We start from the raw sequence: 17,208 nt of genomic DNA, 5'->3' as shown, positions 1-17,208 counted from the left end.
AGACTCAAAAAAGCTTCAATTTCACTCATAGAGCGAAGTTGAAGCTTTTTTTGTTATTTCAGCGCAGAGCCTCGTTGAGAAGGTCCCGTGTGATAATATTATTTTGATTCATAAATGTTCTGATCGCTGATTGCGAATTGGTTGTGGATAGTTCCTTTCCCCAAGTCATGGCATAAGCCCAGGCGGGTTGATTTTTTAGTACATTGGCGCTCGGCAGAATATTACTTTCTCCAATTCCAATCGGCTTGCCTTGTGCAAGCTTGAGCAGTCCGGTGTAATAAGAGGCTTTGTAATCATTATTGTATATGTCAGCTGCGAGAATATCCACTCTGTTTATGCCTGGAAAAGTTCGACTGTACGGTGTGCTGTATACGTTCGGTGCATTCGGACTCCATACCCATAACAGATTATCTAGATGATGAACATTAACGAATCGGTCATACATCACATTCCACAGTTTGGCGTAATTTTGTTTGTTCCCCCACCAGAACCAGTTACCGTTCATTTCATGATAGGGTCTCCACAAAACAGGCACATCTGCATCCCGCAAGGTTTTGAGGGAGAGTGCAACCTCATCAATATCTGCAATCAGCTGTTGATATTGCGGGGTACCCGGTGTGATGTAACGATTAAATTCCGCCTGACTGAGCTTGGTTTGCACGTTTTTCCACGTTTTCGGTTTACCTGGTAACGCCTGATGAAAGGTGATCGCTACAATCCCGCCAGACTGGCTCCACTGATCGCACTGTCCACAACACGCAGACGTTGCTCTTGTAAGGCTGCGTGGGACTGATTGGCTAATCCTCCAAACTCATAGCCATGGAGTCCTGCATATTGTCCGCTGATTTGTTGTAGCTTGTTATTTTGTTCATCCGGTGCCTCCAAATAATCATGCTGCCCGGAAATTAGCGTACCCCCCGGCACATTGGAAAGGTAGGTGAGTAGTTGCCTGGCTTTGGCAGAGGCCTGGGAATTAACAGGCGGAGCGGCATCAGCTATAATGAACGATTGCTGTAAGACACTGAATAGTAAAACAAGTAGTAGCAGTAGCACCCTTTGCAACCAAAAGCGTATTGAGTGAGATTTCATGGCGCTCCTCCTTTGATGACATCATGATGAAATTACAAGTTTTCTTTGCGCTTTCTCAGCTGGATACATGCGCTAATGAGGATTATTAGCAAACAGGAGAAAACCAACCAGTTCGGTTCCTGTGAATATATCCAGCTTTCCAGCAGAAGGAAGCCGAAAATCAACGCAAGCAAACCCATGGTAAGAACCATTTTGGTTTGCGCTGGACGGCGGCTACACTTGGAAATCCAGTGTATGATGCCCAGAACGATGGCTACCTGAAATAAAAACATGCCCGTTAACATTAAAGTAGCTAAAATGATTGGGGACATCGGTATCCTCCTCCTAAATTACAATCAGAATATGCAGGTTGTAACCGGGTGCGGATTCATGAATGTGAATTCAATATAGGTAGGCAAGTAGTTGTACTCTCGTTACAATCTAATTAAGTTGACTAAATTATACCATAACTACCGTCCTGCAATAAAAGGTGTCAAAATACCTACTCTGCCTTGATTCGCCATCGTACTCTATATTCAGTGAAATATTGACACATAGTTGTACACTTCATAAATATGCAGGAGAAGTGGGAAATATACAGTAAGCATGAGTATAAAATCAACGCGAAATCAGCGGGAAAGTTTGGTATCATTAAGGTGATATTGATAAGGGGGCCATTCACATGAATGAAGATAACCGACCGTTTTCTAGCCCTGTAGATGCTGAAGGAGCCAAAGCGAATTTTGATGCGAACCAGCGGAAGCTTCACTCTGAGGGAGCCTCTGGCTTATGGCGTCAGGTCAGCAATCTGCTTATTCTGGTTGGCGTGATTGCGTTGATTATTATTTTAGGTCGAGTGCTCTAAGGATAACATCTAAAAATAAAACCAAGAAGATTAGAAGAACAGGGGTGTGAAGTGGTGTTAAAGGCAGCGTTACTTTTTATGCTGGCTGGCATAGCCGAAATTGGGGGAGGGTACTTGATCTGGCAGTGGCTGCGTGAAGGGAAGACATGGTATGTCGGACTTTGCGGCGGGGTGATTTTGGCTGTCTACGGAGTCATTGCGACCTTTCAGGTTTTCTCCTCCTTTGGGCGTGTGTATGCAGCATACGGGGGTGTCTTTATAGTCCTTTCCATTGCATGGGGATGGTGGATTGATAAAAAGACACCTGATTTGTACGATATCGTGGGTGGCTTGATTTGCTTGGTCGGAATAGCCGTAATACTTTTTCCCCGATCTGGATGATAGGACAAAAAACCCTTTTTTATTTTTTTGAAAAACATGACTATTGATCTACATAAATGAGCTTCATATTCCGAAATAGAACTTAAGGAGGGGGTTCTATGAACTGGAATCAAATGAAGCTTAGAATGAAATTTGGGCCATGCTGTACCGAAGAGTGAAGGGAATTTCTCAGTAGGTATCGTATGGGGAATCCTGATTAGTGTTGTGCTTTGGGTCTCGATTATTGGCTGGTTTATGCTTATTTTCAAGTGATCTCTAGGAATCACTATATAAGGCTGTTTAGTTAAATGCTACTTAAGTAACCCGTGCCCTATGACCCAGGTTTTAATCTGTAAAATCGTTACGAAGCTTGTCCAGGCCACGGTTTATAGCTTCATCAATCATATCTGTAGCAGCAGGAGTATCGGCATTGATGTCAGGAATACGATTAAAGCCTGGCTCGCGCTGATCTAACGACTGTTCATGTTCGACCTGATCGACGGTGCGATTCTTTTCTTCCCTAATGTTTTCTTTCATAATACATCACACGCTCCTTTACGAGTGCAAGCATATTGTACGCTTTATATAAACGTTAACGCTCAAGGCAGCTAAAGCGGCTATAATAATAAAGCCGGGGAGGAAATAGCTCCCGCCCGGCACTTCCCAAACGACTAGCGATGCTCAATCAGATCAATCGCTCCCAGAACAACATGAGCCAGTCCGAAACCGAGAATGCCTGTAGCCGCAAGCTTGTACTTACTGCTCAGCAACACAGCGCCTGAAGCCGATACTACCGTTCCAAGAACAGCTGGAATCATACCTTCACGCATTCGTAACACCCCTTCTGGTAGTTTGGAAAGACGTTTATTATTGTAATTCAAATGGGCCCAAGTTATACAAAAAAGAAATTTTATTGTTTTAGAAAAAAACACTTTACAACTCGATGAAATTGTCGTATTATATGTTGGTGCCCAATAAAACGGTATTTACATAGCGAGAACCATTTTGTACATAAGCTGGATGTTTCTCCGATACTTATAAGTCAAGTAAGTATGAAAAATAGCGTTCCTAAATTTATGCCGGGGTGGCGGAATTGGCAGACGCACAGGACTTAAAATCCTGCGGTAGGTGACTACCGTACCGGTTCGATCCCGGTCCTCGGCATTAGTATGCTTTACCACGGTCACATCAGAGTTAAATGTACGAAAATAACAAGAGGTCCTGTATATCTGCGGAATGTTCCGTTATAGGTATACAGGGCCAACGAAACGCCTCACCGTTACTATCCGGAGGGGCGTTTTTTGTTTTGTCAAGATTACGGTGTATTAATCCGAACGCGGGCAACGGGACCGATAGGCGACAATTATTTAATAACCATCTGGTTACTGTAAAGAAACAAAAGACAGAGGGCCAGCAGTTCGGTCGATGTTGATGTGCTGACTGTGATATTAGCTGTACCTAACGAAAAACGTTTGTTGAGCTTCGAACTACACGGCCATGTTCGTGACGCTGGATACTGGCACACGTCCACTGGAGGGTGCAAAAAGCCGAATACGGGCAACAAAGAAAGTAACTGAAGGGCCTGACAACACTTATACAGTAGGTCAGGCTCCACTCATAATCTTAGATACTTTAAAACGATTTATTGATCTTAAAAAAGCTTGGAAGCCATGACAAACGATTATTTGAGCTGCGTAGGTTCATTTGCTCTCGCAACATCTACTTTGCTTAGAAACAGATAACAGATTGTAAAGGAGAGTGCGACAGCAATGATCATTCCGGAAATGGCATAGATAAAGTAAGGCCCGAAGTAAGCGGGAATGCTAAATATACTCGATAACACATATCCATACAATCGGACACCGAAAAAGCTGATAAAAGCCGAAGCAACTGAACTTGCGATGATGGCGGCTAGAAAAGCTTTTTTGTACTTAGCTAGAACACCGAATAAAGCGGGTTCAGTAATTCCCAAAAGACCGGAGACGGCGGCTGAAACAATAATAGATTTTTCTTTAGGTGTGTTTACCTTGTAATACACTGCAAATGTTGCGCCTACGATTGAAAAGTTAGCCATACACATCATAGGCATTAACATATCGTAACCTTGTGTTGCAAAATTCTGCAAAGCAATCGGAGTCATTGCATGATGCATGCCAGTAAAGACGGCCAAAGGTCGAATCGCACCAACAACAACGCCAGCAAGGATGGGAGAGATACCGAATAAGCCTTGAACAAGCCAAGCCAAGCCATTGCCTAGGTGAATGCCAATGGGACCGATAACGGATAATGCAAGGAAGCCCGAAATAAACAAGGTTAACGTTGGCGTAACTACGGTTTTTAACACTTCTGGAATAAACCTGTTGACGATTTTATGAATATGGCTCATCGCCCATACGGCAAAGATAATCGGGATTACTGTACCGGTGTAGTTAAACACTGGGATAGGTATAAAGCCTAAAAACTGAAACGAGGAAAGTTCCCGGCCTTGGCCGCATCCACCATCGTTGGAAACATAATGGTAGCAGCGATTGCTATCGCTAAATATTCGTTGGTTTTGAAAATTTTAGCCGCCGATGCTGCCAGGAAAAACGGTAAAAACGTAAATACTCCGCTCGCCATCATGTTAATGATCTGAATGGTTTCGCTTTGATCCGAGATGATATGGAGGGCGGTCAGCCCTGCGATAAGTCCCTTGATCAATCCTGCCCCGGCAATAGCTGGAACGATAGGCCCAAACACGCCGGATACAATATTCATGAAGAGTGTAACAAACCCCTTCTTTTTTTCAGAGCTTGCCTCATCTTCCTTTTGAACATCCGTTAGCTTTAATTCACTGGCCAAAATATTAAAATATTCCGCGACTTTAGGACCAAGAATGATTTGGAATTGGTCATTATTAAACTGCGCGCCCAAAACCGGGTCCAATTCCTTAATTTTCTCTATGTCCACTTTGTTTTTATCTTTTAAATCAAACCTGAGTCTGGTCATGCAATGCCAAGCGTTTTGAATATTGCTTTCTCCTCCGACCCCATAAATCATGTCTTGTACCGCTTTCACTTTGTTCATTAAAATTCTCCTGTCCTAGGAATATAAAGTATTGGTTCCGTTTACATTCTGAATGGTATCACAAAGGTCTGGTGAATAAAAGCAGTCCAAAATAAGCTTTGTTTTATAAAAAAACCTTGATACATAAGGTTTTTTTTGAGATTTTTATGATAAATTGGATTGGTTTTTTTAAACAATTCGACAATTTACCCAGCCAAATTGATTCTGCATTTCAAACATGTTTCAATAAACCTAGAAATTCTTAGAAAAGAGGAGACATATGAACCCTTCCATCATCACTAATGTGGAATGTTTTGTGCTTAAACCTGATCGACATAATCTGGTGGTCGTCAGAGTAACTACAGATAATAAAATTACGGGATATGGTTGCGCCACTTTTCAGCAGCGCCCGAAAGCCGTTCAACTCCTCGTCGAGGAGTACCTTAAACCTATATTGATTGGAAGAGACGCCAACAATATTGAGGACTTATGGCATATGATGATGGTCAACTCTTATTGGCGTAATGGACCTGTACTGAATAACGCTATTTCTGGGGTGGATATGGCTTTGTGGGACATTAAGGGTAAAATTGCCGATATGCCCTTGTACCAGCTGTTTGGAGGCAAATCGAGGGATGCGATACCTGCATATACTCATGCAGTTGCAGACAACATCGAGGATTTATACCGAGAGATTAATGGTATTCTTGAGCAAGGATATAAACATATCCGGTGCCAACTTGGCTTTTATGGAGGGAATCCTTCGCATTTGCACGCTCCGGATTACCCTACCCAGGGTTCCTATTATGACCAGGACGAGTATATGCGAACAACCACCAAGATGTTTGCTCTATTAAGGTCAAAATATAATGACCAGTTTCATATCCTGCATGACGTGCATGAACGACTTTTCCCGAATCAAGCCGTACAGTTTGCAAAAGACCTCGAATGCTATAAACCGTACTTTGTTGAGGACATTTTACCGCCGGATCAAAATGAATGGTTAAGTCAGATACGCTCCCAAACTTCAACTGCAATAGCCACCGGGGAACTGTTCAATAATCCTTTAGAATGGAGAAGCCTTATTGTCAACAGGCAGATTGATTTTATTCGCTGCCATGTATCTCAAATTGGAGGGATCACGCCTGCTCTTAAGCTCGGAGCCTTATGCGAGGCATTCGGAGTTAGAATTGCTTGGCATACACCGTCAGACATTACTCCTATTGGAATCGCCGTTAACACTCATCTTAATATTCACCTGCACAGTGCCGCGATCCAAGAGAATATTCCGATTAAGGAGAACACACGCAGCATCTTTACGCCCATCATAGACGCTAAAGACGGATACATTTACCCTCTTGAACTTCCGGGCATCGGCGTGGAATTCAATGAAGAACGGGCGAAAAATTATCCAGTGGAATACAGGATGCACGAATGGACGCAGGCGAGATTGCCAGATGGAACACTGATGACCCCTTAAAACAAAAATACTCCAGCATATAGGGACCCTTATGCTGGAGAAGCTGCCTGTTTAGTTGAATGCTTCTATAAGCTTCTTCTTTTGTGATGCTCGTTATTGAAGGCTGTCAAATACGTACATTTATAGTCAATGGCTACGATTTCGCTTATCTCAAAGATAATCCCATTATTAAGAATGCCGCGGCTTGATATTTTCATCGCTGGGCTCTTTCTCTTTTGTTGCAAGAGCATAGCCTGTTCTTTATTAAGGGCGATTGCCTCATAGGTATTTAGGTAATGCGAAATCGTATATTTATGTTTTTTCACGTAGGATTGAATGGAGTGTTCGGCATCCGTGTGCGTAAGGATTGGAAACAAAATAACAGGTAATCGGGACAACTCTAATTGCATCGTTTGATAGTTAACGATTCTTAGACGTTGATATACCCATACCTCATCGCTACTTGTTATTCCAAAAATCTGTTGGTCCTCGGGAGTAGCGGGTTGCTTTTGCAACTCGATTACTTTGGATTTTATGTTGGAGTATGGGTTCTCAGTTAAAGAGTTATAGATGAGCGGACTGGTCTGAATATTCTTTCCAATGAAGATGCCTGATCCCTGAACGACTTTAACCAGGCCCATGTATTTTAATTTTTTGATTGATTCATGAATGGTGTACCTTGAAACATTATACTGCTTCGCGAGTTCTCTTTCCGTCGGCAGTTTCCAGTCAGGATAATGATTTTGGTAGATTTTGCTCAATAAATCGTGAATTACAAATTCCCTTTTGTTCACTAATAAGCCCCCTAGTCGTTGGTTCATTGATATTTTTATCATACTGTTATAGCAACTATTATCAAGTGATTATAGTAATTATTTCTCTTTCTTGGACATTTTATCTCTAGCAAATCTTCATGTCCCGTTGGGCTTAGTATGCCACCAACCTATAAAATGAAGGTAAGAAGAGTCTTCATCGTTGAATAGGAGATGACAATAAATGAAAGCCTTTGAACCTCTGATCATTTCATCTGAAAGCGGATACAATCTTCAAGCTGTCGGAAGTGTGCCAGTTGCCCACGCTTGGAGAATGATTGCGCGAGATCATAAGCAAGTGTTTGGCAGAGAGCCCTTGCAAGCAGAAGAAGAGGCCTCGATAATTATCCGTTATGCGCAGGAAGAGGAAGGATGTCCACAGTGGCCAGAGGGCTATTGTCTTCGTTTTGTTGCAGGTGGCAAGGGAACGGTACTTCATATCATTGGCCGTGATGAGCTGGGGATCATTTATGGGTTGCTTCATTACAGTCGCTTCGTGCTTGGTGTGGAGCCGTTCTGGTTCTGGGCGGAACTCCCTCCGACCAAGCGGGATACAATAGTCCTGTCGAGCCAGGATTATGACAGTATACCGTCCAAGGTTCGCTATCGGGGCTGGTTCGTCAATGATGAGGTATGCCTGATTGGCTGGAAGGATGATTATCCGCCAACGGAGCAGGTGTGGGAGCCCGTTTTTGAAGCGTTACTACGCTGTGGTGGCAACATGGTGATACCGGGAACGGATTTACCACGCACGGGTATTCATCATAAGCTTGCAGTAGAAATGGGATTATGGATTACACATCATCATGCCGAGCCGCTGGGTGCAGAGATGTTTTTGCGTGCTTTTCCGGGGAAACAGGCCAGCTACAAGGAGCATCCCGAGCTGTTTGAGCAGCTATGGCAGGAAGCGATTGAACGGCAAAAGGGAGAGAAAATTGTATGGGTATTGTCTTTTCGTGGGCAGGGAGACAAGCCTTTTTGGGAAAATGATCCTTCCTTTAATACGCCGGAGAAGCGTGGACAATTAATATCGTATGTGGTTCGCAAGCAGTACAGTATGATCAGTGAATTTGTAGAGCAGCCTGTGTGCAGTATGGCGATGTATGGCGAGATTGCCGAGTTATACAAGCAGGGTCATATTGAAGTCCCCGAAGGGGTGATTAAAATATGGGCGGACAATGGTTACGGTAAAATGGTATCCCGGCGCCATGGGAATCTCAATCATCGTGTACCCGCATTGCCCGAGGTGGAGGATGAAGGCAAGAACGGTGTATATTATCATGTGACCTTCCACGACTTGCAGGCGTCGAACCATCTTACTCAATTTCCCTCCTCAGCCGAGCTGATTGTGGACGAATTAACGGCAGCATTTGTCGCAGGAGCAGACGAGTATCTGTTGGTCAATTCAGGTAATATTTTGCCACATTTATATACTCTGGATTTGGCAGCGAATTTATGGACGTATGGTAACGTGGATGCTGAACAGCAGCTTACTGACTTTATCGGGCGGTTGTACAGTCGTCAGCATCAAGAGATTTTCCAATTATACCGGGATTATTCCCGTTGTACTATTGTTTATGGCCCGCATAAGGATGATCGGGCGGGGGAGGAATTCTATCACCATCCAGCGCGGCAAATGATGGGCTTTTGGTTGCAAGGCAAAGAAGGAAGTGATCAACGGCTGTGCTGGGCTGCTGGAGAAAGACCTTTTGCTGAGCAGGTACGCTGGTTCAAGGAAAAAGCCGAGTCGGCTATCCCGGGCTGGGTTGAACTGCGAGAGCGGTGTCTACAAATTATGAAACAATTACCTGAAGATGAATATCGCAGACTATATAATCAGCTTCTTGTACAGATTGAATTGCATCTAAGCGGTTGTCGCGGGCTGGCTAACATCTGCATCGCTTACGGGTTATTTCTTGAAGGAGATTATCCACGAGCATTTATACAAGCTTCGCAAGCCGTTTGGAGCTACCAGACGGGTAGAGAAATGCTCTCGCTCGCAGGGACTGGAAGATGGGAGCATTTCTACCGGGCGGATTGGTTGACTAATCTCGATAACACCATTTCTCATGCGGACACAGTGCGGAGATTTCTGCGGATTCAGGGAGATAGTCCCGATATGTTCCTGTGGTACAAACAATATGTAATGGCGGAAACAGAGAAACATATCTACCTGGAGAATACGCATCGCAAGCCGCTACCCGATGATGAATTGGCACGCTGCTTGGAGAAGGTGCTATATTAGAGGAGTCGGTCCTGGTAAAAGAACCTTCCAATCCATCAAGATGGAATGGAAGGTTCTTTCTAACTTAACCCATGTTTCATTTAGCTTCTGCATATCTCATGATGCAACTTTCAAGCTACCATCACCTGCTGACCTCTAAACAAAATTTCTCCTTCTATATCGTTTCTTGAGTTTCAGGTCTACACATATCTTCTTGTAGAGAACCCGTGTTCCTTGGCCCCCCACGAAACGACGAAGGCAAGAAGCATAAGGATAAGCAACGTCCACGGGAAAGAGCGAACCCCAAGCGTCTCTAAAAGAATTCCGCCAAGCAAGCCGCCCCCGCCAATGGCCAAATTCCAAGCAGTTACAAGCATAGACTGAGCTACATCTGCGCTCTCGCCTGCCGTTTCGGCCAAGGCGGTCTGTAATAAGGTAGCAGCACCGCCAAAGGTCAGTCCCCACAGGGCAACACTTAAATACACGATAGCAGGTTGGTGACTTCCGATTCCTAGTGCTACAGCAGTTACAGCAAAGCCAAGGGTACTCATGAGTACCAATAGACGCAGCCAGCGGTCGATCAATGCACCGATCAATCCAATTCCGGCAACCGAAGTTATCCCGAAAATAAGCAGCACCACATCCGTTCGGGAGGACAGTCCAGCCTGATTCAAATAAGGAGCGATATAGGTGTACAGAATATTATGCGCCAGCACCCAAACCAAAACGACAAGTAAAATGGGACGTACACCGGCAATCGTGAAAACCTTACTCAGTGGGAGTCGCTGTTGGGTAGCCTGTCCGGGAAAATCCGGAAGTTTCCAGAGTACCCAGAAGACTAAGACTACCGCGAGAAAGGACATGGTACCAAAAACCGTTCTCCAGCCAACAAGCGCACCGAGGAACGTTCCTAACGGAACGCCAAGGGCAAGAGCCAGCGGGGTTCCTGACATGGCGATAGCCATGGCGCGTCCTTTTAATGCATCCGGCACCATTCGCCGGGCATAGCCAGCAAGCATCCCCCATAACACACCAGCGGCTACGCCTGCAAGGAAACGGGCAGCCAGCGTCAAGATATAGTAAGAAGACAGTGCCGTAATGGTGTTAAATATGAGAAAGCCAATGATACAGAGCAATAATAAAGGCCGTCGTCGCCAGCCCCGTGTTGCGGCAGTCAACGGGATTGCGGCAGCGAGCGAACCTAGAGCATACAACGTGACCAATTGGCCAGCCAAAGCTTCCGATATTCCCAGTCCTTTGCTGATTTGTGGCAATAGACCAGCGGGAAGCGTTTCGGTGAGAATACAAATAAATCCGGTCATAGCAAGCGCCAGTAACCCGCCCCATGGAAGTCCTTTAGATGAAGCTGTATCTCTGGTAGTGCGTGCGGTAAAATTCAGATTTGAATTCATATTCCAATCCCCTTCTATCAAGCATTACATCTGCTCATAAGGAGCAGGAGTTGTTTTTTATCATAAGGTATGTTTTGATATAACTGAAATACTATTATTTCATAGAGGGAATAACCGTACGGTTATAATGGGTGTATGTCTGTGAATATGAATCATCTTGAAGTGTTTATGAAGGTTGCGGAGAAAATGAATATGACGGAGGCTGCCAAAGCGCTGTTTATTTCCCAGCCTGCGGTTAGCAAGGCTTTGATCCAATTTGAAAATACTTTGCAGGTAAAATTGTTTATTCGCGACAAGCAGAATGGACTCGTACTGACCGAAGTGGGAAAAGAAATGCTGAGTCTGGCCAGACAAATGAAGGAAATCGAAGATAAAATGGTTCAGCTTGCGTGTCAGGAGAATAAGCTTTTACGCGGTAAAGTAAAAATAGGCTCCTTCCCGGCAGCCTCTACGAACTTGCTTCCAGAAGCGATCTGCTTATTCCGCTCCCAATACCCCGATGTCACTATTGAACTGATGGAAGGAAACTCGAATCAAATTAAACAATGGGTGGAGGATCGCACTGTTGAAATTGGAATAGTAGCTTCTCCATTCGATCATTATGACGTCCATATTCTTGAACACGATTCCATGGTTGCGATCATACCGGAGAATCATCCATTGCAAGCAGAACATGAGGTTTCTCTGGAACAGAACAGGAACGACCTTATCTTCTGTAAAGGAGGACATGAATCTGCTGTATTAAACACCTTGCATGAGCAGCAAATTCCTTTCCAGGAGAGTCTCACAGTCCAAACGGCTGAAACCTTAGTCCATATGGTCCAAAAAAAGCTGGGCATTGGCATTATATCGAAGTTTACGCTTTCCTCGGTGTCCCATTCACTAATCGTTAAAGAGATCATTCCCCAAATTTCGCGGGATATCGGAATTATCGCGCATTCCTTTGATGAAGCGACCCCGGCAGCCCGTGAGTTTGTAAAAGTGTTGAGTCAGCTATATCGTTCGAGTGAGTAATTTAATAACAGGGCCTTTGCAAAAGCAAGGGCCCTTTTTGTATGGATTGTTTTGGGGAGATATGAGGAATGAAGTATAGAGATTATTTATAAAACGGGAGATTCATGCTGTTGTTGCACTACAGACTGAACAGCCCGCTGCCAGCCAGTATAATATTTCTCTCTGGTAGCATCATCCATCTTTGGTTCATATGCTTCATACATTTTAAGATTGGAAGCGATTTGATCTGAATCGGACCAAAAGCCTGTGCCGAGCCCACCGAGATAGACCGAACCCATGGCGGACAGCTCGGCACATGTGGATCGGGTCACAAGGTTGCCCAGAATATCGGCCTGAAATTGCATCAGCCAAGTGTTGGAGGAAGCCCCACCGTCCGTGCGCAGGCCGACCAACTCAATCCCGGACTGTTCCTGAATAAACTCTATAGCATCCCGTACTTGGTAAGCGATGCTCTCCAACGCAGCCCGGACAATGTGTCCTTTGCCAGTTCCACGGTTCATACCGATAATTGCCGCTCGGGCATAGGGATTCCAATAGGGAGCGCCCATTCCGACAAAGGCAGGTACAAGATAGACGCCATCGTTTGCAGGAACGCTTTCGACTAAGTGCTGCATCTCCTCAAAGGTAGAGAACAGCCCTAAATTGTCCTGCGTCCATTTGATGCTGTCACCTGTTGTCCGGATGATGGCTTCAAGCGCATACGTAACAGTTCCGCCGGCCCCCCAGGCGATAGCGGTTACAAGTCCGTCACCGCCATCCACCGGATGATTCCCTACGTTCATTAATACAGAGGTGCCCGTGCCAAAGGTTGCTTTGGCTGTTCCGGGCTTGAAACACAGATGCCCATACAATGCGCCTTGTGAATCCCCGATGACGCCTGAAATCGGTATTTTCTCATTGAAAAGGTCGCAATCTGCCGTATATCCGAATACAGCGTCAGATGGTTTAACCTCGGGCAGCAGGGAAGAAGGAACGGAGAACAGCCGGGCAAGCTCTTCATCCCACTCCAGCGTGTGGATATTGAACAGCGATGTACGACTGGCATTTGTATAGTCGGTTGCATGATTTTTACCGCCGGTAAGCTTCCAGACCAGCCAACTGTCCATGTTCCCTGCAAGCAGCCTCCCTTCAGCCAGCAGGTTGGCAGCTCCTTCCGTATGTTCAATGATCCATTTGAACTTGGCAGCGGAGAAATAAGGGTCAAGCATAAGCCCTGTTTTGGCGTGGATGGTGCTTTCGTGGCCGGCTTGCTTCAGCTCGGCGCACAGGTCCGCCGTACGCTGGCACTGCCAGACAACAGCATTATATATTGGCTGACCAGTCGTCTTATCCCACACCAGTGCCGTTTCGCGTTGATTGGTGATTGTCAGCGCAGCCAGTGCGGATGGATGTACGCAAGCCTGCTCCAATACGCTGCGGGCAGTTATTTTGACATTTTCATAAATTTCGAGCGGATCATGCTCTACCCAGCCGGGATGGGGGTAATATTGCTTATGCTCCATCCCGCTGCGGGCGATTACTGCACCCTGATGGTCTACAAGGAGTGCTTTGGTGCCTGAAGTGCTCTGGTCGATGGCCAATATATATTGTTGATTGTGCTCCATATGCTTCGCCCTCTACTTATTAATCAATTCGAATGCAATTTGTTTGATATTGTCACCCGTAATGCCGTAGTGGTGGAAAACTTCCGCCGATTTACCGGCAATCGCTGGCTCATCAGGGATGCCGAGCACTCTCATAGGAACCGGGTGATTCTGCACAACAACTTCTGCCACGGCTGCGCCGAGACCGCCGTAAATGCTATGTTCCTCAACGGTAATGATGCGTCCAGTTTCACGTGCAGCGGTGATGATCGCCTCTTCATCCAGCGGCTTGATTGTATGCATGTTGATTACCCGGGCGGATATGCCTTCGTCGTTGAGTGCCTTGGCGGCATCGAGTGCGATTCGCACGGTTTCACCGACACCAATAATTGTAACGTCGTTGCCTTCTCTCACAGTGATGGCCTTGCCTATTTCAAATGGGTAATCATCGGTTTCGTAAACGTCTTCAACGGGATTACGCCCGATTCGCACGTATACGCCGCCGTCATATTTTACAAGCGCTTCGGTCAGTTTCTTCGTTTCGTGCCGATCAGCAGGCATTACAATCGCCAGTCCCGGAATTGCCCGGGCTACTGCGATATCCTGCACGGAGTGGTGTGACATGCCAAGCGCCCCGTAGCTGACGCCTCCGCTAATGCCGATGAGCTTCACATTTGTCCGCGAATAAGCAACGTCAACTTTGACTTGTTCAATACTGCGCATACTGAGAAAGCAGGCTGGTGAAGTCACAAACGGCTTTTTGCCGCTGTGGGCCAGGCCTGCGGACATGCCTACGATATTCTGTTCGGCAATGCCGACCTCGACGAACTGCTCCGGGAACGTATTGGCAAAGGGAGCCATTGCAGCAGAACCACGCGAATCGCTGGCCAGTACCATGATATCACGGTCGTCTTTGGCCAACTCCAGCAATGTGTCACAGATTACTTGGCGATTAGGAATTTTATTCATGCTTAATGCACCTGCCCTTTCTGCGTCAATTCTTCGATCGTTGCCTTTAGCTCTATGAGAGCCAGCTCCAACTCTTTATCATTAGGCACATGGTGATGCCATGCCGGGACATTTTCGGCGAACGATACGCCTTTGCCCTTGGTGGTATTGGCCATAATTAGCGTTGGCTTTCCCGCTACTTCAGGGGCGGCTCTGAATGCCTTAAGCAATTCTTCCATATTGTTGCCGTTGATAGAGACGACGTTCCAGCCGAAGGCAGCCCACTTCTCTTCCAGCGGCTCCAGTCCCATGACTTCTTCGGTAGCACCGCTGATCTGGAGTCGGTTGCGGTCGATAATGCCGATCAGGTTATCCAGCTTATAATGAGAGCCTGCCATAGCGGCTTCCCAGTTGGAGCCTTCGGCCTGCTCGCCATCTCCCATTAGACAAAATACACGGTAAGGACGGTCATCCCGCTTGGCCGCTAATGCCATGCCGACGGAAATGGGCAGGCCGTGGCCGAGGGCCCCGGTGTTCATTTCAATCCCTGGAACCTTGTTGTTCGGGTGGCCAATGAGTCGGGTACCGAACTGGCTGTAGGTCTCCAGCTCTTCTTTTGGAAAAAAGCCCAGGTCGGCCAGAATACACCACAGAGATTCTACGGAATGCCCTTTGCTGGCGATAAAGCGATCACGGTCATCCCATTTTGGATTGGCAGGGTCAACGTTCATGATTTCATAATATAAAGCCGTTAAAATGTCTGTATTGCTCAGCGATCCCCCCGTATGTCCCGTTTTGGCGCGGTGAATGATGGTTAGCAGGTCCATGCGGATTTGTGCGGCTTTGACTTTCAGTTCCTGGATTTCCATAATGTCCTCCTCAAGATAGATATTATAGGGATGGGCTTTGTCACTTTAGACGTCTCAAACGTGAATGTTCGGGCGCTTATTACGGGCGAGATCGGATCCTCTAAGCCAGCTTTGAATTTCCTGTTCCGTGGGATCGACCGGATCAGGCGTCAGGCCGGGTATATAATTGCAGGCCTCATAAATGGCCGGGATCACATTGGCGTGGATACCTACGGAATGATGGACGTAAGGCCCTTTTACGAGTTTTTCCTCCCACAGCGGCCAATCGTTTACTTCCACCCATACGTAGGAGCCGCGGGTATAAGGACCTTCAATACCCCGGGCACGCCCGAGGAACATGGAGTACTCACCGTGGTCGCCGTCGAATCGGGCAATAGTCATACCGCCACCGCGGATTTCGCCTTCATGCGTTCCGGGCGAATGGTCGTCGAAGAGAAAATGCTTACGCAATTTCGGTTTGTTCTCTACGGAGAGCGAGACCGGGAAATTGCCACAGTGGAAGAGAAGTTCGCCGTTATCATTCTCGGGATGTCGAACAGTAATATCCGCGAAGAAGGTCGGCAATGTGTTCATGGCGGCGGCCTGCACCATAATGGAAGTAATGGCTCCATGGATATCTGTTTCACAAGTAACTGGAATTTGCTCGTCAGTCAGGATAGCGTTGGCAAGACATGGCATAATAGATAGGGCATCCTGTAAAGAGGACCAGCACTGGATCGCGATAGCGCTGCTTCCTGTCTCACGGGCGAAAGATTTCATGGCAACCTTTAAAGCAGCTATCCGTTTTACGTCATCTTCGGTCACTTCGCTGTAATCGAGTTTTTCTTTAATGTAATCCATCGTTTCCAGAAGCTCAGAGCTGTTGCTGGAGGCGATTTTTTTGGTTCTCAGTTGAATGTCGACAAGGGTAATGGGGTGAATCTCAATGCCGAAGCGTTCGAGCAGCTCACCTTCATTGCACATCATCGTCCAGAACGAAGCGGGGCGGGGGCCAATTTGGAGAATGCGCAAGCTCTTGAACTGACGCACAACGTTGGCGGCAGCCACAAAGTTGGTAAAGCCCCTTTCAAAAACCGGATCATTCACCCAACTGTTCGTTACATAAGTGAAGGGAACGTCGAATCTTCGCAACACTTTACCTGTGGCGAAAATACCGCATTGGGTGTCGCGAAGGCGCATGCCGTCCGCGAGCGGCGCTTCATCCCGCGGTCCCCACAACAGGACGGGCTTGCCGAGCGCTTTGCCTACACGGGCTACAGTATCTTCTGTACCAAAGTTGCAATGTGGGAAAAAAACAGCGTCGACTTCTTCCTCTTTGAATCGCTTTGCAATTAAATCCGCGTTTATATGGTCGTCATACAGCAAGCCTTCCTCATTAAGGCCCTCCAGGTCTACAATGTCGATATCCATGCCAAAGCTCTCAATTTTCTTGCGAATTTCCACTTTGTACTTAAAGGCATCGTCGGCGCTGAACGTAAATCGGCGCGTCGGAGCATAACCCAACTTTAATTTCTTCATGATCATGTCTCCTCTGTACTCGAATAAACAA

General features: G+C 46.3%; 16 protein-coding genes, 1 tRNA gene and 1 pseudogene. 6 read left to right on the top strand and 12 right to left on the bottom strand.

Annotation, left to right across the window (positions count from 1 at the left end; translation table 11 throughout):
- Nucleotides 1-58: 58 nt before the first annotated feature.
- A pseudogene (locus QMK20_RS27415) lies at nt 59-1,089 on the bottom strand (glycosyl hydrolase).
- Between the two features lie 32 nt (nt 1,090-1,121).
- A complete protein-coding gene (locus QMK20_RS16435; RefSeq protein ID WP_283652453.1) occupies nt 1,122-1,400 on the bottom strand; it encodes a hypothetical protein in 279 nt (92 codons plus the stop codon).
- 350 nt (nt 1,401-1,750) lie between these two features.
- On the opposite strand from QMK20_RS16435, the gene QMK20_RS16430 reads away from it, so the two are divergent.
- Both QMK20_RS16430 and QMK20_RS16425 read left to right on the top strand, forming a co-directional pair.
- Nucleotides 1,751-1,933, top strand: a complete 183-nt coding sequence (locus QMK20_RS16430; RefSeq protein WP_044648234.1) for a hypothetical protein — start codon at nt 1,751-1,753, stop codon at nt 1,931-1,933.
- A gap of 54 nt (nt 1,934-1,987) precedes the next feature.
- On the top strand, nt 1,988-2,314 hold the full coding sequence (locus tag QMK20_RS16425) for a YnfA family protein (RefSeq protein WP_283652452.1): 327 nt from the start codon (nt 1,988-1,990) through the stop codon (nt 2,312-2,314).
- Between the two features lie 324 nt (nt 2,315-2,638).
- Here QMK20_RS16425 and QMK20_RS16420 read toward each other — a convergent pair whose 3' ends face one another.
- Both QMK20_RS16420 and QMK20_RS16415 read right to left on the bottom strand, forming a co-directional pair.
- The gene (locus tag QMK20_RS16420; RefSeq protein WP_283652451.1) at nt 2,639-2,830 is read right to left on the bottom strand and encodes a hypothetical protein; all 192 of its coding nucleotides are present in this window, start codon (nt 2,828-2,830) and stop codon (nt 2,639-2,641) included.
- A 134-nt stretch (nt 2,831-2,964) separates the two neighbouring features.
- Entirely contained in the window at nt 2,965-3,123 is a 159-nt protein-coding gene (locus QMK20_RS16415; RefSeq protein WP_013311032.1) for a hypothetical protein, read from the bottom strand.
- A 248-nt stretch (nt 3,124-3,371) separates the two neighbouring features.
- Between QMK20_RS16415 and QMK20_RS16410 the strand changes: the two genes are divergently transcribed.
- A tRNA-Leu gene (locus QMK20_RS16410) sits at nt 3,372-3,457 on the top strand.
- 517 nt (nt 3,458-3,974) lie between these two features.
- Here QMK20_RS16410 and QMK20_RS16405 read toward each other — a convergent pair.
- Nucleotides 3,975-4,730, bottom strand: a complete 756-nt coding sequence (locus QMK20_RS16405; RefSeq protein WP_283652450.1) for a PTS sugar transporter subunit IIC — start codon at nt 4,728-4,730, stop codon at nt 3,975-3,977.
- Nucleotides 4,731-4,747: 17 nt separating this feature from the next.
- On the bottom strand, nt 4,748-5,359 hold the full coding sequence (locus QMK20_RS16400) for a PTS transporter subunit EIIB (RefSeq protein ID WP_283652449.1): 612 nt from the start codon (nt 5,357-5,359) through the stop codon (nt 4,748-4,750).
- Between the two features lie 259 nt (nt 5,360-5,618).
- On the opposite strand from QMK20_RS16400, the gene QMK20_RS16395 reads away from it, so the two are divergent.
- Complete coding sequence (locus QMK20_RS16395) at nt 5,619-6,818, top strand: enolase C-terminal domain-like protein (RefSeq protein ID WP_283652448.1); 1,200 nt, start codon at nt 5,619-5,621, stop codon at nt 6,816-6,818.
- Between the two features lie 65 nt (nt 6,819-6,883).
- Here QMK20_RS16395 and QMK20_RS16390 read toward each other — a convergent pair whose 3' ends face one another.
- Nucleotides 6,884-7,591 (bottom strand): GntR family transcriptional regulator, encoded by a 708-nt coding sequence (locus tag QMK20_RS16390; RefSeq protein WP_283652447.1) that lies wholly within the window; start codon nt 7,589-7,591, stop codon nt 6,884-6,886.
- 202 nt (nt 7,592-7,793) lie between these two features.
- Here QMK20_RS16390 and QMK20_RS16385 point away from each other — a divergent pair, with 202 nt between their 5' ends.
- Nucleotides 7,794-9,854, top strand: a complete 2,061-nt coding sequence (locus QMK20_RS16385) for a glycosyl hydrolase 115 family protein (RefSeq protein WP_283652446.1) — start codon at nt 7,794-7,796, stop codon at nt 9,852-9,854.
- Nucleotides 9,855-10,033: 179 nt separating this feature from the next.
- On the opposite strand, the gene QMK20_RS16380 is transcribed toward QMK20_RS16385, so the two are convergent.
- A complete protein-coding gene (locus tag QMK20_RS16380) occupies nt 10,034-11,245 on the bottom strand; it encodes an MFS transporter (RefSeq protein ID WP_283652445.1) in 1,212 nt (403 codons plus the stop codon).
- Between the two features lie 135 nt (nt 11,246-11,380).
- Here QMK20_RS16380 and QMK20_RS16375 point away from each other — a divergent pair, with 135 nt between their 5' ends.
- A complete protein-coding gene (locus QMK20_RS16375) occupies nt 11,381-12,259 on the top strand; it encodes a LysR family transcriptional regulator (protein WP_283652444.1) in 879 nt (292 codons plus the stop codon).
- 86 nt (nt 12,260-12,345) lie between these two features.
- Here the strand turns inward: QMK20_RS16375 and glpK are convergent, their stop codons facing one another.
- From glpK to QMK20_RS16355, 4 genes are read right to left on the bottom strand one after another with little or no spacing between them, the layout of a single operon-like run.
- Nucleotides 12,346-13,863 carry a glycerol kinase GlpK gene (gene glpK / locus QMK20_RS16370; protein ID WP_283652443.1) on the bottom strand — a complete coding sequence of 506 codons (1,518 nt, stop codon included), beginning with the start codon at nt 13,861-13,863 and terminating at the stop codon, nt 12,346-12,348.
- Between the two features lie 12 nt (nt 13,864-13,875).
- Complete coding sequence (locus QMK20_RS16365) at nt 13,876-14,811, bottom strand: transketolase family protein (protein WP_283652442.1); 936 nt, start codon at nt 14,809-14,811, stop codon at nt 13,876-13,878.
- A gap of 2 nt (nt 14,812-14,813) precedes the next feature.
- Nucleotides 14,814-15,659, bottom strand: a complete 846-nt coding sequence (locus QMK20_RS16360) for a transketolase (RefSeq protein WP_283652441.1) — start codon at nt 15,657-15,659, stop codon at nt 14,814-14,816.
- 54 nt (nt 15,660-15,713) lie between these two features.
- On the bottom strand, nt 15,714-17,177 hold the full coding sequence (locus tag QMK20_RS16355; RefSeq protein WP_283652440.1) for an L-fucose/L-arabinose isomerase family protein: 1,464 nt from the start codon (nt 17,175-17,177) through the stop codon (nt 15,714-15,716).
- Between the last annotated feature and the right edge of the window lie 31 nt (nt 17,178-17,208).

This window comes from Paenibacillus sp. RC334, from assembly GCF_030034735.1.
Lineage (GTDB): Bacteria > Bacillota > Bacilli > Paenibacillales > Paenibacillaceae > Paenibacillus > Paenibacillus terrae_A.
Note: the sequence above shows the minus strand (reverse complement) of the source record. Positions and strands in the feature narration are given on the sequence as shown.